The following is a 20,549-nucleotide window of genomic DNA, read 5'->3' as shown; positions in this document are numbered from 1 at the left end:
CACGAAATTCAGCCGAGCCCGATCCGCCTGGCGCCTTGCCGAAACAACGCCTCGGCATCGGGCTCGAAGCGGAAAGTGGCGATGAAATCGTCGGCGCGGTAGTCCGGCAACGTCTTGCGGATGGCGGCGGCAAAGCCGCGCGCCTCTTCGAGCCGCCCCGCCAGTGCCAGGCAATGTGCCGCGATCGCCAGGATGATGGCGTGCGCGTTCGGCCGGGCGGCTGCCTTCAGCGCCCATCCGGCCGCCTCCTCGAACTGGCCGAGCCGGACGTGCGCCATGGCCCGCGCCCCCAGCATGCCGAACAGCAGCGGATCGAAAGGGCTGAGATGGCGCGAATGGTCGGAGGAGCCGATCGCCGCCCGCGGGTCGCCCGACTGCGAATGGACGAAGGACAGCGCATAATGGCCGAGCGCGAAATTGGGGCTGAGTTTGACCGCCTGTTCCAGTTCGCCGAGCGCGCCGTCCTGTTCGCCGCGCAGCCACAGCGCCCGCCCCATCGCCCAGTGCGCGGCCGGATTGTGGTCATCGACCAGCAAGCTCTGCCCGGCACTCTCGAAGGCCAGCGCGCTTTCGCGATCGCGGTCGCCCCAGCGCTGGAAGGCGTTCTGCCAATGGGTGAAGGACAGGCCGGCATAGGCGCGGGCGAAGGTCGGATCAAGCCGCAGGGCGCTGGCAAAGAAGTGCCGTGCCGTTTCGTTCTCGGCCTGCGTGAAACGGTACATGTGCCAGAGGCCACGGTGGTAGGCCTCCCAGGCATTGAGCGAGTTGGGAGCCTTGAGCAGGGCGCGGTTGCGTTCGACCGTCTCGATCTCGGCCGAGATCGACGACACGATGCTGTCGCCAATGTCGTCGAGCACGGCGAAGATGTCGTCCGGACGGCGCTCGAAGGTCTCGGCCCAGACGATCCTGGCCGTGCGCACCTCGACGAGTTCGACGCTGACGATCAGGCGGCCGGCCATGCTGCGCACCGTTCCCGTGGCGACATAGTCGACCTTCAGCCGGCGGCCCGCCTCCTCGGGCGCAATACCTTTGTCGGCCAGCGCGAACACCGATCCGCGCGCGATCACGAAGAAATCCCGCAGCTTGGCGAGACGGGTGATGATGTCGTGGGTGAGGCCGTCGGCGAGCCCGCCGCGCGGACCGGCTTCCTCGACAAACGGCATCACCGCCAGCGACGCGTGGCTCGGCTCGACAGGATCAGGAGCCGGCGGACCAGGGTTGGGCGGGTCTAGCGGGAACCCCGATTGCGATGCTGTGGACCGGCAGGCCGGCAGCGTCCGCGGCGAGGCAGCCGACTGCTGGTCGCGGATCGCCCGCCAGGCAGATTGCAGCGGGGCGAAATCCAGGTCTTCCGACTGGAACAACTGTGCCGCCACCACCAGATGCTTCTCGGCCGCGGCGATCTCGCCGCGCCGCGCGAGGCTCGCCAGCAGCGCCGTATGCGCGCGACCGTCGAAAGGCGCGAGTTCCACCCATCTGTCGAGATGCGCTATGCCCTCGCCGCAATCAGTGGGGAGACTGGCGACGAGCTGTTCCAGCACCGCCGCGTGGATCGACCGGAAGCGGCGACGCTGGCCGATTAGCCAGCTGTTGAAGTGCGGATTGCGTTCGAGCTCCAACCCGTCGAGAAAATCGCCGGCGAAGAGTTTGGCCAGCGCGCGCAACTGCTGCGCATCCAGCGTGCCGGCCCGGTGCGTGGCGGCATGGCTGATCTCCAACGCATCGACAAGGCAGGCGCCGAGATCGAGCGCGACCGTATCGTCCTGCGTGCGGACACGGCGCCGGTCCGGCGTGTCGAGGGCGCCGCGCAGCTTGCTCAGGCACCAGCGCAACTCGCCTCGCGGATCGTTGGGCACGTCCCACAGAAGTTCGCACAGGCGGCCGCGCCCGACCGGATGTGGCGCCAGCACGAGATAGGCAAGCAGCGCTCGCAGCTTGCGCGAGGCCGGCAATGCCGTCGGCACGCCGTTACGCGTGATCGCCAGCGGCCCGAGCAGCCGCACCGACAGGCAGGGCAGGCCGCTGTCCTGCCTCGATGCTGCGGATTCCACGTCCGTTTCCACGCCTGCTCCCACGCTGGCCTGTCGGCCCCTTGTGTATCACCAAAAGCGACAAGGCGCATCCAGTGGCGGTCATTGCCGCATCGCCGGAACGTCAGTCTTAGCGCGGCAAGGTCTCGAAACCTCGCCGCCCAGGCCGCCGGTTTGTAACCGGCCCGTGAAGATGAACAGGATCGAGGAGATCAACGATGTTGAACAAACAAAAAATCAGGAGCACCGCAGGGCGCGGCCGCCTGTTCGATAGCATCCTGGACACCGTCGGCGACACGCCGGTTGTGCGCATCAACAATCTCGCACCGGCGCATGCGACCATCTACGTCAAGGCCGAGTTCTTCAACCCGGGCGCCTCGGTGAAGGATCGGCTGGCGCTCAACATCATCGAAGAGGGCGAACGCAGCGGCGCGCTGAAGCCCGGCCAGACCGTGGTCGAGGCGACCAGCGGCAACACCGGCATCGGGCTTGCCATGGTCTGCGCGCAGAAAGGCTATCCGTTGGTCGTCACCATGGCCGACAGCTTTTCCGTCGAGCGCCGCAAGCTGATGCGCATGCTGGGCGCCAAGGTGGTGCTGACGCCACGCGCCGAAAAAGGTTTTGGCATGTACAAGAAGGCGGTCGAACTGGCCGAGGCCAATGGCTGGTTCCTTGCCCGCCAGTTCGAGACGGCCGCCAATGCCGCCATCCACGAGTCGACGACCGCGCGCGAAATCATAAACGATTTCGCCGGCTCGCGGCTCGACTGCTTCGTCACCGGCTATGGCACCGGCGGCACGGTCGTCGGCGTGGCGCGGGTCTTGCGCCGCGAACGGCCCGATGTCCGCATCGTGCTCTCCGAGCCGGCCAATGCGCAACTGGTCGGCAGCGGCAAGGCGCAGCAGCGGGGGGCCGGCGGCGCCCCTGCCGCCAGCCACCCGGCCTTCGAGCCGCATCCCGTCCAGGGCTGGACGCCGGACTTCATCCCCAACGTGCTGCAGGAGGCGATCGACGCCAGCCTCTATGACGAGGTGATGCCGATCGCCGGGCCAGAAGGCATCAAATGGGCTCGGGCGCTGGCCCAGAAGGAAGGCATCTTCACCGGCATTTCCGGCGGCGCCACCTTCGCCGTGGCGCGTCAGGTCGCGGAGAAGGCGCCGCCCGGATCGGTGATCCTGTGCATGCTTCCCGACACGGGCGAGCGCTACATGTCGACACCGCTTTTCGACGGCATCGAGGCCGAGATGGACGCCGACGAAATGGCCCTGTCGCGCTCGACGCCCGGCTGCCAGTTTCCGGCGGCTTGACGGGAGGCTGTCATGGACATCGCGCAGGAAAGCCTCGGCATGTCGGCCGAGGAAACGCTTGACCCCGCCGACTGGGCCGATGTGCAGGCCTTCTCGCATCGAATTATCGACGATGCGGTAGACTACCTGCGTGAGGTGCGCGAGCGCCCCGTTTGGCGGGAGATGCCCGGCGAGGTGCGGGATCTTTTCACCGCACCCCTGCCGCGCTCGCCGGCACCGCTTGCCGTCGTCTATGGCGAGGTCTCCCGCACCGTGATGTCTTATCCGATGGGCAACATCCATCCACGGTTCTGGTCGTGGTATATGGGGTCCAGCAACTTCACCGGCGCGCTCGGCGATTTCCTGGCGGCGATCCAGGGCTCCAACCTCGGCGGCGGCAACCATGCCGCCGGGCTGATGGACAGCCAGGTGGTGAACTGGTGCAAGGAGATGCTGGGCTTTCCGGCCTCGGCCTCCGGCACGCTGGTCAGCGGCGGCTCGATGGCCAACATCATCGGGCTGACGGTGGCGCGCAACGTCAAGGCGGGCGTCGATGTGCGCGAGCACGGCGTTTCAGCCATCGAGAAGCCGCTGCGCTTCTATGGCTCGGACCAGATCCATTCCTGCCACCGCAAGGCGATGGAAGCGCTGGGCCTCGGCAATCGGGCGCTGCGCCGCATCCCGACAGATGCCGGGCTGCGGATCAATATCGACGCGTTGCGCGCGGCGATCGTCGAGGACCGGGCAGCCGGCTTCAAACCGGCCTGCGTCGTCGGCAATGCCGGCACGGTCAACACTGGGGCGATCGACGACCTGCGGGCGCTTGCCAAACTCGCTCACGAGGAAGGCCTCTGGTTCCATGTCGATGGCTGCATCGGCGCGCTGATCGCCATCGCCCCGCAAAACGCCCACCGCGTCGCCGGCATCGAATGGGCCGATTCGGTCGCGCTCGATCCCCACAAATGGCTGCATTCGCCCTTCGAGGTCGGCTGTGCCCTGGTCAGGGACGCCGCCGCGCACCGCCGGACCTTCGCGGTGACGCCGGAATATCTGGAATCGACGCCGCGCGGCCTCGCTTCCGGCGAATGGTTGCACGATTATGGTCTGCAGACGTCGCGCGGCTTTCGTGCCTTGAAAGTGTGGATGGCACTGAAGGAACATGGCGTCGAAAAATTCGGCCGCCTGATCGACCAGAACATCGCGCAGGTCTCCTATCTGGCCGGGCTGATCGAGGCCGAGCCTTCGCTGGAGCTTGCGGCGGCGCCGACCATCAACATCGTCTGCTTCCGCTATCAGCCCGGTTTGGCGGGCGAAGCGCTGAAGGCGCTCAACACCGAGATCATGTTGCGGCTGCAGGAGCAAGGCATCGCTGCACTCTCCGACACCACCGTGCATGGCGGGCACTGGCTGCGTGTGGCGATCACCAACCATCGCACCCGACGCGACGATCTCGATCTGCTGGTGCGTGAAGTGGTGAGGCTGGGACGTGAGATCACCGCGCAGGGCCACGTGTCTTCCTAGTTCCGGGCCGCCGTGCGAACCTGCCCGCGGTGATTCGGGGAGGTCGGCGGTGACGCTGTTTCGCATGCTTGCGCTGGCGGCACTGGTCCTGGCCAATTCGGCCGAGGCCGCCGACATGGCCTTTTTCGTCAAGAACCTGCGCAAGGAGGGGGTCGCGGTCGAGCTGTTCAGCCGCGATCGCGAGACCGTCTGGCCGGGCAACGACAAGGTGTTCCTTGTCGATCCGGGCTCGCAGAAATCAGTGCCGATCTCCTGCAATCAGGGCGAACGCATCTGCTATGGCGCCTGGGTCGATGGCAATGACAAGATTTCCGCCGGCGTCGGGCCAGACAACGACCAGCCTTGCGATACCTGCTGCTTCATCTGCGTGGAGCACACGACCGAAACCATCGACCTGGTGCCGTAGCGGCGCTTCGGTGCAGGAGCCACCCCGGCGCGTCAGTCGGGAAGGCCGGCCTTGCCAAAGCCATCGAGGAAGTGCTCGCGCGTCGCGTCGTCGCGGAAGGGCTCCGTCCAGACCCAATGGCGGGTCGTGAAATGCGGGTTGCCGACGAGGAACAGTTCCACCTCCGTGCGTGCCTCCTCGAGCCGGCCAAGTTGCGCAAGGCTTGCCGCCAGGAAGCGGCGTGAGCTGGTGCGGTAGGTCTCGTCCCGGCGCAGCGTCTCGACGGCGCCTGCGTAGTCGCGCGCCGCATATTGCGCCTGGCCGAGCGTCAGATAGTACCAGCTCGGTGGAAACGGGTTCAGCCGGAACGCCTTGCGGATTTGCTCCAGGGCCTCCTCGACCCGCCCGGCCAGGGTCGTTATGTCGGACAATGTCGCCCACGCATCGGCCTCGTTCGGGTCGAGTTCGAACGCCCTGGCGAATTCGGCCTCCGACTCGGCGAACTCATGCTCATAGGCAAGCAAATTGCCGAGCACCCAGTGGCACCCGGCATCGTTGGGATCGATCGCGACCGCCTTGCGCGCCAGCTCCAGGGCAATGCGGCGGTTAGGGTCGATCGGCTCGCCCCAATGCACCCATCCCATCCAGTGGTTCATGGCAAGCCAGCGATAGGCCTCGGCGTAGTGGGGATCGAGCGCAACCGCGCGCGTCAGCATCAGATGCGCTTCCCGTGCGGTCTGCGGCGAATCATCGATCAGCTTGCGCGCCCGCACGCACAGGTCGTAGGCGTCGAGATTGGTGGGCCGGTTGCGTGGCGGCGGTGCGCGCAGCCGGCCGAGCAGCGCCTCCACGATCTTGGCGGTCACCTCGTCCTGGACGGCAAAGATATCGTCCAGGCCGCGGTCGAAGCGTTCCGCCCATAGATGGTCGCCGCTCGCCGCGTCGACCAGCTGCGCGTTGATGCGCACCCGCCCCGCATCGCGCCGCGCGCTGCCCTCCAGCAGATAACGAACGCCGAGTTCCCGGGCGATCGCGCGCACGTCCATTGCCTTTCCCTTGTAGGCAAAGGTCGAATTGCGCGCGATGACGAACAGGCCGGAGATCCTCGACAGGTCGGTGATCAGGTCTTCGGTCAAGCCGTCGCAGAAAGAGTCCTGCCCGGCATCGTTGCTGAAATTGACGAAGGGCAGCACCGCTATCGAAGGCTTGTCCGGCAGCGGCAAGGGTTTTGGTTTGGCGCCGGCGAGCTGTTTCACGGCCCCCGTGAAACGATAGCCGACGCGCGGAACGGTCGTGATCCATTCCCCGCCCCCTTCACCCACAATGCCAGGCGGGCCGAGCAGCTTGCGCAGCTGCGCGATCTGGACGGTGAGGTTGCCTTCCTCGACGGCCGTGCCCGGCCACGCCGCGTCCATCAGTTCGGCTTTTCCCAGGATTTCGCCGGGCTTTGCGACGAGCGCCGCAAGCAGCTTCAGCCCCCGATAGCCGATGGCGACGGGATCGTCGTTCCGAAGCAGCGTTCCCGCGCCCGGATCAAGCACGAACGAACCAAAGGCGAAGCGCTCTCCCTGCATTGGCGCATCTATAGAGCAATTCCGGGAAAAGTGCGAAGCGGTTTTGCCGGGAAACGCGTGGCTGGCTCTCCCCGAGAGAGGCGTCAAAACAAAGAGTTAGCGCAAGTTTGGAACTTTTGAGAACTATTTGGGCGGGCTTAATTACGGCGCCGCTCGTATCCTGCAGAATTCAATCTCTTTCCGGGTGAGGTCCACGGTTCCCAACGGTGTGGGAACGCCCAACCCAATGGAGGCTGCCATGAACAATACAATCGCATCGGTCCGGCATCGGGCAGTGCGGCCGGGTGTGCCCGTCCAACGATCGTCGCATCCGCGCTCCCTGCGAAGCATGGTGGCAAGCTGGCGCGAGCGGACACGCTTTCGCTGGGACCTCAAGCGAATGTCCGAGGTCAGTCCGCATCTGATCGACGATATTGGCCTGACGCAATTGCAGGCCAAGGCTGAGATCGCCAAGCTGCCATTCTGGCAGCGCTAAGGCGAAATGCCGCGACGATCTGGAAACAATCGCCGGCATCATCCCTTTAGCGGCGGGCCGTGTCGTGCCATGATCCCCTATCGGCCGTGGGGGCCGATTCTACATCGGGGGTTTTCCATGTCGTTCACATTCGCGCGCCGGCTCGCCGCCGCGTTTTCGCTTGCTGTCCTGTTTGTGCCAGCCGCCCATGCCGGCGACGTCACCTTCGCTGTCAAGAACAGCCATCCCAACGCCATGCGTCTGGAACTCTATAGTCAGGACCGCGACTATGTCTGGCCGGGCGATGGCAAGGATTTCTATCTCGACGACGGCGAGACCAAGTCGTTGCCGATATCCTGCAACGAAGGCGAATCGATCTGCTACGGGGCCTGGGTCGATGGCGACGAGGGTACATATTGGGGCGTCGGCCCCGGCAACAAGGAAAAATGCGAGGATTGCTGCTACACCTGCAGCGGCGGCGAGACCGAGGAGATCGATCTGGTCCCCTGACCGGTTTGCCAGCTTGACGGTTTTCCTGTTCGAGCCATAGCTTGGCCATGCATGCCGCCCAAAACCGGCTTCCGGTTTTGGCGCGACGACATGCATCGAAACAAGACCATACCCAAGGGTACGCCGCGCCTGTGCATTCAGGAGCGGCGTACTCCAGGCAACAGGAGCACCGCGATGGCCGGCACGGTCGAGGGCGAAAAAATCGACGTCGGGTTTTCCGGCAAGCGCTGCATCCATTCGCGCAATTGCGTGCTCGGCGACCCGCATGTCTTCGTGCCCAACGCGCCGGGCCAGTGGATCCATCCCGAGGCGGCCAGCGTCGAGAAGATCGTCGCACTGGCCGAGAACTGCCCCTCGGGCGCGATCACCTATGCGCGCAAGGATGGCGGCCCGCCGGAAAAGCCGCCCGTGGTCAACACCGTGCGGCTGCGCGAAAACGGCCCGCTGGCGGTGCATGCCGAGATCGTGCTTGGCGCCGAGACGTTTTTCCGCGCCACGCTTTGCCGCTGCGGCGCCTCCCAGAACAAGCCGTTCTGCGACAACAGCCATATCAAGGCGGGCTTTGCCGCCACCGGAGAACCGGCGCTGAAGGACACGCCGGCGCTGGAGGTCCGCGACGGACCGCTGCAGGCGACGCCGACCACGAACGGCCCGCTCAAGCTCGAAGGCAATGTCGAGATCGTCACCGGCACCGGCCACACGATCGACCGCACCACAAAGGTCTTCCTGTGCCGCTGCGGCCACTCGGCCAACAAGCCGTTCTGCGATGGCAGCCACAAGAAGGTTGGGTTTGTGGGATAGATGGGTAGCCGATCTCCCCCACGAAGGGGGAGATCGCTTGTGGCCTATCTCTCCCGGCTTTATCCGCAAGCCGGTATCGGCTAAGGGCAGGCAACCAAACAATCTGCCCGGACTTTCGCCCAAAATGACCGCCAAGACCAAGTCTGCCCCTCTCTTCCTCGGCATCGACACCGGCGGCACCTACACCGATGCCGTGTTGTGGTCCGAGACCGAGGGTCCGCGGGAGGGGCCGAACAAGGGCAAGGTGCTGGCCAAGGCCAAGGCGCTGACCACGCGGCATGATCTGGCCGTCGGCATTTCGGGCGCCGTCGATGCTGTGCTGGAAAAGGCGGGCACCAATCCGGCCGATATCAAACTGGTCTCGATGTCGACGACGCTCGCCACCAATGCGCTGGTCGAGGGCCAGGGCGGCCGCGTGGCGCTGGTCATGATCGGCTTTTCCGAGGCCGATCTTGCCCGCGACGGGCTGAAGACCGCGCTCGGCACCGACCCGGTGGTGTTTTGCGCGGGCGGCCATGATGTGCATGGCAATGCCGCCAAGCTCGACCTGTCCGGGCTGGAGGCGATGCTGCCGGAACTCGGCGTGTCGGTGTCCGGCTTTGCCGTCTGTGCCTATTTTGCCACCCGCAATCCGGCGCACGAGATCGCCGCCCGCGAGCTGATCCGCGACAGGACCGGCCTCCCGGTTACGGCGAGCCATGAGCTGTCGGCCAAGCTCGGCGGTCCGCGCCGGGCGCTCACCACGCTGCTCAATGCAAGGCTGATCTCGATGATCGACCGGCTGGTGGCGGCGACCGAGGGGTTCCTTCAGGCCCGCAACATCGCCGCTCCCTTGATGGTGGTGCGCGGCGATGGCGCGCTGGTTTCGGCGGCATTTGCCCGCCAGCGGCCGATCGAGACGATCCTCTCCGGCCCCGCCGCCAGCCTGGTCGGCGCCCGCCACATGACCGGGCTCGACAACGCGGTGGTCTCCGACATTGGCGGCACCACCACCGACGTGGCGGTCCTCGATGGCGGCCGGCCGCGGCTCGATCCGGAAGGCGCCACCGTCGGCGGTTTCCGCACCATGGTCGAGGCGGTCGCGATGCGCACTTTCGGCCTCGGCGGCGATTCCGAAGTGATGCTGGAGGATGGCGCGCTCAATCCGAAAATCCTGCTCGGGCCGCGCCGCCTGGTGCCGCTGGCGCTGTCCGGCATGGCGCATGGCGAGGCGGTGACGGCGGAACTCGAACGCCAGTTGCGCGCGCCCAACACAGGCCGCATGGATGGCCGCTTCGCGGTCCGCACCGGCGTGCCTGACAGGCTCGCCGCGGGGCTGACCGCCCCCGAGGCAAAGCTCTACGAAGCGATCGGCGCGACGCCGCTTGCCCTCGACAGGCTGCTGACCTCGAATGCCCAGAGTGCCACGCTGAACCGGCTGGTCTCGCGCGGGCTGGTGCATATTTCGGGCTTCACCCCGTCGGACGCCGCGCACGTGCTTGGCAAACAGGCGAACTGGGATGCCGCCGCCGCCCGCCTTGGCGCCGAACTGTTCGCCCGCAGGCGCGACGGCCGTGGCCAGGCGATCGCGGCCTCGCCGGAAGTGATCTCTGAACGGGTGCTCTTGACCCTGACGCGCTGGTCGGCCGAATACATCCTGGAAACCGCTTTTGCCGAGGACGGGCTCGACGGCGCGGCGACGGTGGCGCACGCGCTGGTGCAGCGCGCCGTCGACGCTCACCCCGGCATCGCCCGCCTCAGCGTCGCGCTCGACCGGCCGGTCATCGGGCTCGGCGCTTCGGCGCCGCTGCACTATGCCGGCCTGGCGCCCTTGGTCGGCAATGACTGCGTCGTGCCCCGGGATACCGACGTCGCCAACGCGCTCGGCGCCGTCGTCGGCCAGGTCAGGGTTTCGGCGGAGGCCCGCGTCAGCCAGCCCAAGGAAGGCCTGTTCCGGCTTGCCTCGGGTGAGGTGGTGCGCGATTTCCTCGACGAGGCGGCGGCGATCGCGGCCGCCGAGGCCGATGTGCGCGCCATTGTCGCCCAGCGGGCTCTTGATGCCGGCACCGACAGCGCCGAGATCGACGTGGCGACGGAGTTCCGGGTCTCGACTGTCGAAGCGCAGCGCATGTTCATCGAAGCGCATATCGTGGCGGTGGCCTCGGGCAGGCCGAGGATCGCGGTTTGAGGAAGAAGAGCCATCTCCGCCCTCCTCGGGGAGATTGGCCAACCGCCCAAAATGCCCCACCTACACCCTAAGCTGAATTGACCCTGCACCCCTGACATGCCAAACGCCCGCAAAGCCTTTCATCTGGAGTAGCCTGATGACCGATCGCATCGAGATCGCCGGATTGCGCATTGCCCGCGAGCTGCATGACTTCGTCGTCGACCAAGCTTTGCCCGGCCTCGACATCGAAGCGGCGCGTTTCTGGGACGGGTTCTCGGTCATCGTCCATGATCTGGCGCCCAGGAACCGGGCGCTGCTGGCAAAACGCGATGCCATGCAGGAAAAGCTCGATGGCTGGTATCGCGACAATGGCGCGCCCATCGACATGGACGCTTACAAGGCGTTCCTGAAGGAGATCGGTTATCTCGTGCCGGAAGGGCCGGCCTTCAGCGTCTCGACTGACAATGTCGACCCGGAAATCGCGGTCGTGGCCGGACCGCAGCTGGTGGTGCCGGTGATGAATGCGCGCTATGCGCTCAACGCCGCCAATGCACGCTGGGGCTCGCTCTATGACGCGCTCTATGGCACCGACGCCATCCCCGAAACGGGTGGCGCTGAGAAGGGCAAGGGCTTCAACCCGGCACGCGGCGCCAAGGTCATCGCCTGGGCCAAGGACTTTCTCGACCAGTCGGTGCCGCTCACCTCCGGGAAATGGGCGGGGGTCAACGGCCTCTCGATCGCCAACGGCGCCCTGAAGCTCAGCGCCGGCGCCGGCTCGACGACGCTGGCCGATCCCAGGCAATTCGTCGGCTATCGCGGCGACGCCGCCAGTCCGCAAGCCGTGCTCCTGGTGAAAAACGGGCTGCATGTCGAGATCGTCGTCGACCGCGACAACCAGATCGGCCGCACCGATCCGGCTGGCATTGCCAACGTCATCCTGGAATCGGCGCTGACCACCATCCAGGATTGCGAGGATTCGGTCGCGGCCGTGGATGCCGAGGACAAGGTCGTCGTCTACCGCAATTGGCTCGGCCTCATGAAGGGCGACCTCGCCGAAGAAATCAGCAAGGGCGGCAAGAGTTTCGTCCGCAAGCTCAACCCCGACCGCGCCTACATCGCCCCTGCCGGCGGCACGGTGACCGTGCCTGGCCGCTCGTTGATGCTGGTGCGCAATGTCGGCCACCTGATGACCAATCCGGCCATCCTGGACCGCGACGGCAACGAGGTGCCGGAAGGCATCATGGACGCGGCGATGACGGCCCTGATCGCGCTGCACGATGTCGGGCCGAAGGGACGGCGGATGAACTCTCGCGCCGGCTCGATGTATGTCGTGAAACCCAAGATGCATGGCCCGGAGGAAGTCGCCTTCGCCGTCGAGATGTTCGATCGTGTCGAAGCCGTGCTCGGCATGGCCCGGAACACCATCAAGATGGGCATCATGGACGAGGAGCGGCGCACCACAATCAACCTCAAGGAGGCGATCCGCGCCGCGAGGGAGCGCGTGGTGTTCATCAACACCGGCTTCCTCGACCGCACCGGCGACGAGATCCACACCTCGATGGAAGCCGGCCCGATGATCCGCAAGGGTGACATGAAGCAGGCCGCCTGGATTTCCGCCTATGAGGCATGGAACGTCGACACGGGCTTGGAATGCGGGCTCGCCGGCCACGCCCAGATCGGCAAGGGCATGTGGGCGATGCCCGACTTGATGGCCGCGATGCTGGCCGAGAAGATCGCCCACCCCAAGGCCGGCGCCAACACCGCCTGGGTGCCATCGCCAACGGCGGCGACGCTGCACGCCACGCACTATCACAAGGTCGATGTCCATGCGGTCCAGGCGGCGCTGAAGAGCCGGCCCAAGGCCAAGCTCGACGACATATTGTCGGTGCCGGTGGCCGTGCGGCCGAACTGGACGCCCGACGAGATCCAGCGCGAACTCGACAACAACGCGCAAGGCATTCTGGGCTATGTCGTGCGCTGGATCGGCCAGGGCGTCGGCTGCTCCAAGGTTCCCGACATCAACGATGTCGGCCTGATGGAAGACCGCGCCACGCTGCGCATCTCCTCGCAGCACATTGCCAACTGGCTGCGCCACAAGGTCTGCTCGGAAATCCAGGTGATGGATTCCTTGCGGCGCATGGCGGCAATTGTCGATCTGCAGAATGTCGGCGACCCGCTCTACCGGCCGATGGCCGCCGACTTCGAAAAGTCGATCGCCTTCCAGGCCGCCTGCGACCTGGTGCTCAAGGGAACAAGCCAGCCCAACGGCTACACCGAGCCTGTGCTGCACAAGCGCAGGCTGGAGCTGAAGGCCAATCAAGGGTAGGACGATATCGCGTTGAAAGGGTTTGGAGCGCCGACTGGATGTCGCCGGTCCGCGCCGGCGAAGACGGCGGCGTCAGCCCAGCGGCAATGTCGTGCCGAAGGCGGCAGGCTCTTATGGCTGGATACGGTTCCTTTGCTTTTTTCAGTTAGTGCTGGCTGGAGGGCTCCGGAGCATTGGCATGGCCAACACGATGGCGATCGAAAAGAAACTGTTGAATTCCGTCCATGACCGGGCAGTTTTCCAGCGCCGCGTGCGCATCCTGTCCGACCGGCTGGCCGACGAACTGGGCCCGGCCGGCACCGTTCTCGATCTCGGCTGCGGCGACGGCTCCATCGCCAAGGCGATCATGGAAAAAAAGCCGGGGCTGACGTTTCGCGGCATCGACGTGCTGATCAGGCCGCAAACCCATATCCCGGTAGAACTGTTCGATGGCAGCACCATTCCCGCCGCGAATGGCTCCTATGACTGGGTGACGATTGTCGATGTGCTGCATCATGCCGACGACCCGGGTCATCTCGTGCGCGAGGCGGCCCGCGTGGCGCGCAAGGGCGTTGTCATCAAGGATCACTCGCGCGAAGGCTTCGCGGCCTACCAGACGCTTCGTTTCATGGATTGGGTGGGCAACAAGGGGCACAACGTGCGCCTGCCTTACAACTATCTCTCGAAGGCCGAGTGGGACGCCATTTTTGCCGCCGCGGGCATCACACCCCGCACCTGGCGTGAGAAGCTGTCGCTCTATCCGTTCCCGGCCAGCGTGTTTTTCGACCGTCGCCTGCATTTCATCGCGACCTTGCGATAGCTAACCGGAGCTGCGCGGAACGCGGCTACGCCGCCTGCGCCATGCGCTCCGAACTCATGCGATAGGAAATCGCCTCGGCCAGATGGATGCGGCCGACACATTCGCTGGCGTCGAGGTCGGCGAGCGTGCGCGCCACTTTGAGCACCCGGTGGTAGGCCCGCGCCGAAAAGGCGAGTTTTTCGCTGGCATCCTTGAGCAGCGACAGGCCTGCGGCGTCCGGCATGGCGATCGTCTCGATGATGGCAGGAGAACAATGCGCGTTGGTGGTGGCGCTGTTGACGCCGAGCCGCTCGAAACGCTCGCGCTGGATGGTGCGGGCACGCGCCACGCGCAACGCCACGTCGGCGCTCTTTTCCGCCCGGTCCGGCCGGATCAGGTCGCTGGCCGAGACCGCCGGCACTTCGATCCTGAGATCGATGCGGTCGAGCAGCGGACCTGAAATGCGCGCCTGGTAATCGGTGCGGCAACGATCGCCGCGCAGGCAGCGATAACCCGGTTCGCCGGCCATGCCGCAGCGGCACGGGTTCATCGCCGCCACCAGCTGGATGCGGGCCGGATAGGTGACGCGATGGTTGGCCCGTGCGATCATGCAGTCGCCGGTTTCAAGCGGCTGGCGCAGCGCATCGAGCGTCTGCGGCGTGAATTCGGGGAACTCGTCGAGGAACAGCACGCCGTGATGAGCGAGCGACACCTCGCCCGGCCGCGCGCGCAGGCCGCCGCCCACCATCGCCGCCATCGAGGCCGAATGGTGCGGGGCGCGGAACGGCCGCCGGTCGGTCAGCTTGCCTTCGCCGAGCTCGCCAGCCACCGAGGCGATCATCGAGACTTCGAGCAGTTCCTTCGGCGCCAGTGGCGGCAGGATCGACGGCAGGCGCTGCGCTAGCATCGATTTGCCTGAGCCTGGCGGACCGATCATCAGCAGATTGTGTCCGCCGGCGGCCGCCACTTCCAGCGCCCGCTTCGCCGTCTCCTGGCCCTTGATGTCGGCAAGGTCGGGCAGGTCGCGCGCCGCCGCGCGGATGCCGGCCTCCGGGCGCGACAGCACCTGTGTGCCGCGGAAATGATTGGCGATCGCAATCAGGCTGCGCGGCGCGAGAATGTCGAATTCCCGCCCCGCCCAGGCCGCTTCCGGCCCGCAAGCGAAGGGACAGATCAGCCCTTTGCCTTCGGCATTGGCGCCGATCGCCGCCGGCAAGGCACCGGCAACGGCGGTGATCGTACCGTCGAGCGACAGCTCGCCCAGCACGACATAGCCAGCCAGCATGTCGCCCGGAATGGCGCCAAGGGCTGCCATCAAGCCGAGCGCGATCGGCAGATCGTAGTGGCTGCCTTCCTTCGGCAGATCGGCGGGCGCCAGGTTGACGGTCACCTTCTTCGACGGCATTGACAGGCCCGACGCATGCAATGCCGCCTGCACCCGCTCGCGGCTTTCCGCCACCGCCTTGTCTGGCAGGCCGACGATATGCATGTTGACCTTGCCGGGCGCGATCATCACCTGCACGTCGACCGGCACTGCCTCGATGCCCTGGAAAGCAACCGTACGAACCCGCGCCACCATTGTCTGCCCCCGATGCCGGCTCGCCCTTGCCCTGTGAACAGGCCGCGAGCGACGTCAACGCAAGACAACCACAGATTTCAGCCCAGGGCAAGAACATTACAGGAACAAGTGAGGTGAGCGCATGGAGCGGCTACTGGCCGGTGCATTCCGAAAGCCGCCGCAACACGCCTAAGATCAAGCTGTTCCGAGATTGGGTCCCAGACGGCTGACGTCAGGGAGAGCGCGAACAGCGCCGGCTCTGAGGCGCCACTCTTGATCAAATCGGGAACATTGGCGCAACCGGTAGCCGCCCAGGTTGCGCGCCGGTTGTGCCCGGCTGCAAAAGCGGAACATGGTTAACACAAACTGAAAACAAATTATGTCCGCTTCCCCTCCACCACGTCCCAGAACAGGCTGGCGATGTCGGCGCCGCCGAAGCGCTTAACCTCGCGCACGCCGGTCGGCGAGGTGACGTTGATCTCGGTCATGTAGTCGCCGATGACGTCGATGCCGACCAGGATGAAGCCGCGCTCTTTCAGCGACGGCCCGATGCGGGCACAGATTTCGCGCTCGCGTGTCGTCAACTCGGTCTTCTCGGCGCGGCCGCCGACATGCATGTTGGAGCGGGAGTCGTGCTCGGCCGGCACCCGGTTGATGGCGCCGACCGGCTCGCCGTCGATCAGAATGATGCGTTTGTCGCCCTTGCGCACATCCTTCAGGTAACGCTGCACGATATAGGGCTCGCGAAACATCTGGCCGAACATTTCGAGCAGCGAGGCGAGATTGCGGTCGGCTTCAAGCATGTGGAAGATGCCGGCGCCGCCATTGCCGTAGAGCGGCTTGACGATGATGTCGCCGAATTCCTTGCGGAAGGCGGCGACTTCGAGCGGATCCTTGGTGATCAGCGTGTCCGGCATCAGGTCCGGGAACTCGGTGACGAAAATCTTTTCCGGGCTGTTGCGCACCCAGGCCGGGTCGTTGACGACCAGCGTCTTTGGATGGATGCGCTCGAGGATGTGGGTCGTGGTGATGTAGTTCATGTCGAAGGGCGGGTCCTGGCGCAGCAGGACGACGTCCATTTCGGACAAGTCGGTGCGCACCTTTTCGCCCAGCGAATAGTGGCTGCCCTTTTCGTCGCGCACCGTCATCTCCTCGACGCGGGCAAACACCTTGCCGTCGCGCATCGACAGCCGGTCGGGCGTGTAGTGGAACAGCTGGTGACCGCGCCGCTGCGCCTCCAGCGACAGGGCGAACGAGGTGTCGCCGGCGATCGACACGGTGGAGACATGGTCCATCTGGACGGCGATTTTCAACTTCATTGCAGGTCCCCAGCATAGTCGACGCAAGCGATATAAGCGTCGCGGCGCGTTCTGCCAATCGCGACCTTTTGAACATTGGGATCAGCAAGGCGCGCCTGCCGGTTGCAGACAAGGCGAGGACTGACATCATCGCTTTCTTAAGCCTTGCCGTGCGACGGTAGGCTCCGAATGCAGCCGGCCGACCTGACGCAGCGCCGGGCACCCGATGGAACGACGATCATGAACGCGCTCACTGCCGTCCGCGCAGCCTCGGCCCAGCAGCTCGAACTCACCATCCTGATGCCATGCCTCAACGAGGCCGAGACGCTCGCCGTCTGCATCGGCAAGGCCAAGGCCTTTCTCGACCAATCCGGCATAGCGGGCGAGGTGCTGATATCAGACAATGGCAGCACCGACGGCTCGCGGGAGATCGCAGCCCAGGGCGGCGCCCGTGTCGTGCCGGTAGCGCAGAAGGGCTATGGCGCGGCCCTTCTGGGCGGCATCGCCGCCGCCAGGGGCCGCTTCATCATCATGGGCGACGCCGATGACAGCTATGATTTCGCTGGGCTCGATGCTTTCGTGACCCGGCTGCGCGGCGGCGCCGACCTGGTCATGGGCAACCGCTTCCGCGGCGGCATAGAGGCTGGCGCCATGCCGCCCCTGCATCGCTATCTCGGCAATCCGGTGCTGAGCTTCGTCGGCCGCCTGTTCTTCCGCATCAAGACCGGCGACTTCCACTGCGGCCTGCGCGGCTTCAACGCCGACAGCATCAGGAAGCTCGATCTGCAGACCACCGGGATGGAATTCGCCAGCGAAATGGTGGTGCGCAGCGCGCTTGCCGGGCTGCGCATCGAGGAAGTGCCGACCACGCTCAAGCCCGACGGCCGCAGCAGGCCGCCGCATCTCAGGACCTGGCGCGACGGCTGGCGGCATCTCAAATTCCTGCTGGTCTACAATCCGCGCTGGATGTTCTTCATTCCAGGGGCGGTGCTTTCCGGCCTCGGCACGCTGTTCGCGGCGCTGCTGGTGTTCGGCCCCTTGCGGGTGGTCGACAATCTTTCGCTCGATCTCAACACCTTCGTCGCCGCCTGTTTCATGATCGTCACCGGCATCCAGCTCATCACCTTCGGTGCCATTTCGCGATACTATGCCGAAATCACCGGCATCCTGCCGCCAAGCCGCGGGTCGGACTGGCTGACCAGGACCATCAGCACCGACCGTCTCGCCGCCAATGCCGGCATCTGCTTTGCCGCCGGCTTCCTGTTCTTCCTCTATGCCGTGGCGCGCTGGGCCCATCTCGGCTTCGGTCCGCTGAACGATTCCGAAATTCCGCGCATCGTCGTGCTGGGCTTGAGCCTGATCGTCATTTCGTTCCAGGTCTTCTTTTCGGCATTCCTGCTCGGTGTCCTGGAGATCCCTGTCAAGCGGCTGAAGGCCGGGCTGTCGCGGGAAGCGACGGCACGCGATCAGCAATGACCGACGTGCTGCCGGCGCTTGTCCAGGCGCGCCCGTTCCGCTTCATGGTGGTGGGCATCGGTGCGGCGGGATCGTTTTTCGCGCTCTCGTGGCTGCTGGTTTCGCTGGGCGTTCCGCCGTTCGCCGGCAGTGCCGTCGCTTATGCGACGGCGTTCGTCGTTGCCTATCGGGCGCAGCGGGGCTGGACGTTCGGTGCGGAACACGATCACAAGGTCGCGTTCCCGCGCTATCTTGCCCTGCAAGCCGGATGCGCCGCTTTTGCCGGCCTCGTCTCGCAGGTGGCGGTGACGCGTTTCGGCCTGTCGCCCGTCGCGATGTCGGCGCTGACGACGGTAGTGACAAGCACCATCAGTTATCTGGTTTCGAGGCTTTGGGTGTTTCCGGCGCGCGGCCACGGCTATCCCGGCAAAATGACCGCTGGCCATGCCGCGATGCCTTCCAAGGACACCGCCCGTCCCTCCTGGCGGGCGGACATGCTGGCGGCGCTGCTCGCGGCCCTGGTGCCGCTCACGGTCTATGCCGTGACCGGATTTCCGCAACTGGCCAACCCGGCGGGCGACAATGACAGCCTGCTGCAACTGGTCGAGGTCCGCGATCTTCTGGCCGGCCAGGGCTGGTTCGACCTGCACCAGTACAGGATGGGACTGGACGGCGGCTTCGTCATGCATTGGTCGCGGCTGCTCGACGCGCCGCTGGCCCTTGGCGTCCTTGCCGTATCGGCCCTGACGGGCAACGTCGCCCTGGCTGAACAGATCGTGCAGGTGGCCTGGCCTGCCCTGCTGTTCTGGCTGGCGGTCTTCTTCCTCATCCGCGCCGCGCGCGCTTTCGCCGGCGGCCACGCTGTCCTGCCCGCCGCCGTCGTCGGTGGCGCCGCGCTCTACTACCTCGGCATTTTCTCCCCAGGTTCGCTGGATCATCACAATGTGCAGCTGACGCTGATCCTGGCGAGCCTTGCCTTGCTGCTCGAGGCTCCCTTGCTGCGGCCGGCCGCCTTGCTTTCGGGCATCTGCGCCACGCTGAGCGTGGCCATCGGCATGGAAAGCGCTCCCTACGCCGGAACCCTTGGCGCCGCTGTCGCGCTGCTGTTCCTTGGCAATGGTGCTCGGGAAAGGCTGACCGCGAGGGACTTTGGCCTGGGCGCCGCCGCTGTTTCGGCTCTCGTCTTCGTCGCCACCGTCCCGGCATCCGCATGGACCCAGGCACAGTGCGACACATTTTCGATTGTGCAGTTCGCCGTCGCCGGACTTGCCGGCGCGGGGCTGGCGGCCATCGCCTCGTGGAAGGCCGCCAGTGCCACCGTCGCCGGCCGCCTGGCCTCGCTCGGCCTGCTTGGGCTAGCCCTTGCGGCTGTGGTTGTATTCCTATTCCCGCAATGCCTGGCCTCGCCCTATGCCAACCTCGATCCGCGCCTGAAGGAGATGTGGCTCAGCCATATCGACGAGGCGCAGCCGCTGTTCCAGATCGTCACCAATGATCCGGCCAGAGCGGTGGCACGGTTTGCCACGCCGTTGGTGGCCATCATCCTGATGGCGCTCCGCGTCGGCCATGGCTGGCGTCGGCAGGACAGCCTTGTCGGCTCGCTGCTGGTTATGGCGTTCCTGGTCAGCGCCTGGGAAGTTCGCGGCTCGACCTTCTCCATCGCCTTCGCGGTGATCCCGCTTGCGGCATGGATCGCCTGCTGGCGGCAGCGTGCGCAAACCAGTCCGTCCAACAGCGCCGCACTCAGGATGGTCGCGGCCTGGCTGATATCGGTAAATGCAATCTGGGCAGGCGCTGCCGGGGCGGCGTCGAGTGCTTTCCAAACCGACGCGGCTGCCACCGGTGCCAATGCCGCAGACACGGCTTGCCTCGGCAAGGCATCGTTCGCGGCGCTCGGCCGGATGCCGGCCACAACCGTGCTTTCGCTCTCGAATCTTGGCTCGCCGATACTGGCCTTTACCGGTCACCGCGTGCTGGCCGGACTCTACCACCGCAACGTCGCCGGAAATCTGGTCGCGCTCGATGCCTTGCTGGGCTCGGATGCCGATGCCAGAACCGTTGTCGAAAGGCATCATGTCGGTCTTGTCGCGCTCTGCCGTGGCAACGCGGAAAGCCGCCTGCTCATGGCCAGGGCACCGGACGGTTTCCTGGCCAGGTTGATGAGCGGGGACGTGCCGGACTGGCTGGAGCCGGTGGCGGAGACCAAGGGAAGACCCTTGGAACTGTATCGCGTCAAGCCAAACGGCTGAAAATCCAACCGCTTGACGGATCTTGTAGCCGGCTTCACGAATCTATCCGGCTTACGGTTTGGGCACGGCTCACGGCGAAAGCCGGACCCCGTTTTTCGGGATCATGCTCCGGCCACAAAAATCGGTCAGTGGGATACGTTTCCTAAAGGGTTTGCTGCCAGTCTGAAAATAAATTCCG

15 protein-coding genes are annotated in these 20,549 nt (G+C 65.6%); 11 read left to right on the top strand and 4 right to left on the bottom strand.

What is annotated here, in order from left to right; all coding sequences use genetic code 11:
• Positions 1-8: 8 nt before the first annotated feature.
• Positions 9-2,051, bottom strand: coding sequence for a BTAD domain-containing putative transcriptional regulator (locus tag FJ936_RS23070; RefSeq protein ID WP_041163614.1), 2,043 nt, complete (start codon positions 2,049-2,051; stop codon positions 9-11).
• Positions 2,052-2,248: 197 nt separating this feature from the next.
• Here FJ936_RS23070 and cysK point away from each other — a divergent pair, with 197 nt between their 5' ends.
• Genes cysK through FJ936_RS23055 form a run of 3 tightly spaced genes read left to right on the top strand, consistent with a single transcriptional unit; the run spans position 2,249 to position 5,243 of the window.
• On the top strand, positions 2,249-3,337 hold the full coding sequence (gene cysK, locus FJ936_RS23065) for a cysteine synthase A (RefSeq protein WP_140792395.1): 1,089 nt from the start codon (positions 2,249-2,251) through the stop codon (positions 3,335-3,337).
• Positions 3,338-3,349: 12 nt separating this feature from the next.
• On the top strand, positions 3,350-4,837 hold the full coding sequence (locus tag FJ936_RS23060; RefSeq protein ID WP_140792393.1) for an aspartate aminotransferase family protein: 1,488 nt from the start codon (positions 3,350-3,352) through the stop codon (positions 4,835-4,837).
• Positions 4,838-4,886: 49 nt separating this feature from the next.
• Positions 4,887-5,243, top strand: a complete 357-nt coding sequence (locus FJ936_RS23055) for a hypothetical protein (RefSeq protein WP_015314700.1) — start codon at positions 4,887-4,889, stop codon at positions 5,241-5,243.
• Positions 5,244-5,275: 32 nt separating this feature from the next.
• Here the strand turns inward: FJ936_RS23055 and FJ936_RS23050 are convergent, their stop codons facing one another.
• A complete protein-coding gene (locus tag FJ936_RS23050; protein ID WP_140792391.1) occupies positions 5,276-6,796 on the bottom strand; it encodes a winged helix-turn-helix domain-containing tetratricopeptide repeat protein in 1,521 nt (506 codons plus the stop codon).
• A 238-nt stretch (positions 6,797-7,034) separates the two neighbouring features.
• On the opposite strand from FJ936_RS23050, the gene FJ936_RS23045 reads away from it, so the two are divergent.
• The 6 genes from FJ936_RS23045 to FJ936_RS23020 all read left to right on the top strand — a co-directional run bounded on the left by FJ936_RS23045 (position 7,035) and on the right by FJ936_RS23020 (position 13,832).
• On the top strand, positions 7,035-7,271 hold the full coding sequence (locus FJ936_RS23045; protein ID WP_140792389.1) for a DUF1127 domain-containing protein: 237 nt from the start codon (positions 7,035-7,037) through the stop codon (positions 7,269-7,271).
• A 117-nt stretch (positions 7,272-7,388) separates the two neighbouring features.
• Entirely contained in the window at positions 7,389-7,760 is a 372-nt protein-coding gene (locus FJ936_RS23040) for a hypothetical protein (RefSeq protein WP_140792387.1), read from the top strand.
• 174 nt (positions 7,761-7,934) lie between these two features.
• Positions 7,935-8,561, top strand: a complete 627-nt coding sequence (locus FJ936_RS23035) for a CDGSH iron-sulfur domain-containing protein (RefSeq protein WP_015314696.1) — start codon at positions 7,935-7,937, stop codon at positions 8,559-8,561.
• A 124-nt stretch (positions 8,562-8,685) separates the two neighbouring features.
• On the top strand, positions 8,686-10,728 hold the full coding sequence (locus tag FJ936_RS23030; protein ID WP_141907042.1) for a hydantoinase/oxoprolinase family protein: 2,043 nt from the start codon (positions 8,686-8,688) through the stop codon (positions 10,726-10,728).
• A gap of 136 nt (positions 10,729-10,864) precedes the next feature.
• Entirely contained in the window at positions 10,865-13,033 is a 2,169-nt protein-coding gene (locus FJ936_RS23025) for a malate synthase G (RefSeq protein WP_141907041.1), read from the top strand.
• A gap of 178 nt (positions 13,034-13,211) precedes the next feature.
• Complete coding sequence (locus tag FJ936_RS23020; protein ID WP_140660293.1) at positions 13,212-13,832, top strand: class I SAM-dependent methyltransferase; 621 nt, start codon at positions 13,212-13,214, stop codon at positions 13,830-13,832.
• 25 nt (positions 13,833-13,857) lie between these two features.
• On the opposite strand, the gene FJ936_RS23015 is transcribed toward FJ936_RS23020, so the two are convergent.
• Both FJ936_RS23015 and gshB read right to left on the bottom strand, forming a co-directional pair.
• Entirely contained in the window at positions 13,858-15,390 is a 1,533-nt protein-coding gene (locus FJ936_RS23015) for a YifB family Mg chelatase-like AAA ATPase (RefSeq protein WP_141907040.1), read from the bottom strand.
• Between the two features lie 356 nt (positions 15,391-15,746).
• On the bottom strand, positions 15,747-16,688 hold the full coding sequence (gene gshB, locus FJ936_RS23005) for a glutathione synthase (RefSeq protein ID WP_140711959.1): 942 nt from the start codon (positions 16,686-16,688) through the stop codon (positions 15,747-15,749).
• Between the two features lie 219 nt (positions 16,689-16,907).
• Between gshB and FJ936_RS23000 the strand changes: the two genes are divergently transcribed.
• Both FJ936_RS23000 and FJ936_RS22995 read left to right on the top strand, forming a co-directional pair.
• Complete coding sequence (locus FJ936_RS23000) at positions 16,908-18,143, top strand: glycosyltransferase family 2 protein (RefSeq protein ID WP_141907038.1); 1,236 nt, start codon at positions 16,908-16,910, stop codon at positions 18,141-18,143.
• Complete coding sequence (locus FJ936_RS22995) at positions 18,140-20,371, top strand: GtrA family protein (protein WP_141907037.1); 2,232 nt, start codon at positions 18,140-18,142, stop codon at positions 20,369-20,371. The genes FJ936_RS23000 and FJ936_RS22995 overlap by 4 nt, the downstream gene beginning before the upstream one ends.
• The last annotated feature ends 178 nt before the right edge of the window (positions 20,372-20,549 follow it).

It is taken from the genome of Mesorhizobium sp. B2-4-13, assembly GCF_006658535.1.
Lineage (GTDB): Bacteria > Pseudomonadota > Alphaproteobacteria > Rhizobiales > Rhizobiaceae > Mesorhizobium > Mesorhizobium australicum.
This window is presented reverse-complemented; position numbering and strand designations above follow the sequence as displayed.

Bases quoted from the DNA above. Each gene is read 5' to 3' on its own strand.
- FJ936_RS23045 (WP_140792389.1), top strand. From the start codon at position 7,035: ATGAACAATACAATCGCATCGGTCCGGCATCGGGCAGTGCGGCCGGGT.
- FJ936_RS23050 (WP_140792391.1), bottom strand. From the start codon at position 6,796: ATGCAGGGAGAGCGCTTCGCCTTTGGTTCGTTCGTGCTTGATCCGGGC.
- FJ936_RS23025 (WP_141907041.1), top strand. From the start codon at position 10,865: ATGACCGATCGCATCGAGATCGCCGGATTGCGCATTGCCCGCGAGCTG.
- FJ936_RS23015 (WP_141907040.1), bottom strand. From the start codon at position 15,390: ATGGTGGCGCGGGTTCGTACGGTTGCTTTCCAGGGCATCGAGGCAGTG.
- FJ936_RS23000 (WP_141907038.1), top strand. From the start codon at position 16,908: ATGAACGCGCTCACTGCCGTCCGCGCAGCCTCGGCCCAGCAGCTCGAA.
- FJ936_RS23020 (WP_140660293.1), top strand. From the start codon at position 13,212: ATGGCCAACACGATGGCGATCGAAAAGAAACTGTTGAATTCCGTCCAT.
- FJ936_RS22995 (WP_141907037.1), top strand. From the start codon at position 18,140: ATGACCGACGTGCTGCCGGCGCTTGTCCAGGCGCGCCCGTTCCGCTTC.
- FJ936_RS23030 (WP_141907042.1), top strand. From the start codon at position 8,686: ATGACCGCCAAGACCAAGTCTGCCCCTCTCTTCCTCGGCATCGACACC.
- cysK (WP_140792395.1), top strand. From the start codon at position 2,249: ATGTTGAACAAACAAAAAATCAGGAGCACCGCAGGGCGCGGCCGCCTG.
- FJ936_RS23060 (WP_140792393.1), top strand. From the start codon at position 3,350: ATGGACATCGCGCAGGAAAGCCTCGGCATGTCGGCCGAGGAAACGCTT.
- gshB (WP_140711959.1), bottom strand. From the start codon at position 16,688: ATGAAGTTGAAAATCGCCGTCCAGATGGACCATGTCTCCACCGTGTCG.
- FJ936_RS23040 (WP_140792387.1), top strand. From the start codon at position 7,389: ATGTCGTTCACATTCGCGCGCCGGCTCGCCGCCGCGTTTTCGCTTGCT.
- FJ936_RS23035 (WP_015314696.1), top strand. From the start codon at position 7,935: ATGGCCGGCACGGTCGAGGGCGAAAAAATCGACGTCGGGTTTTCCGGC.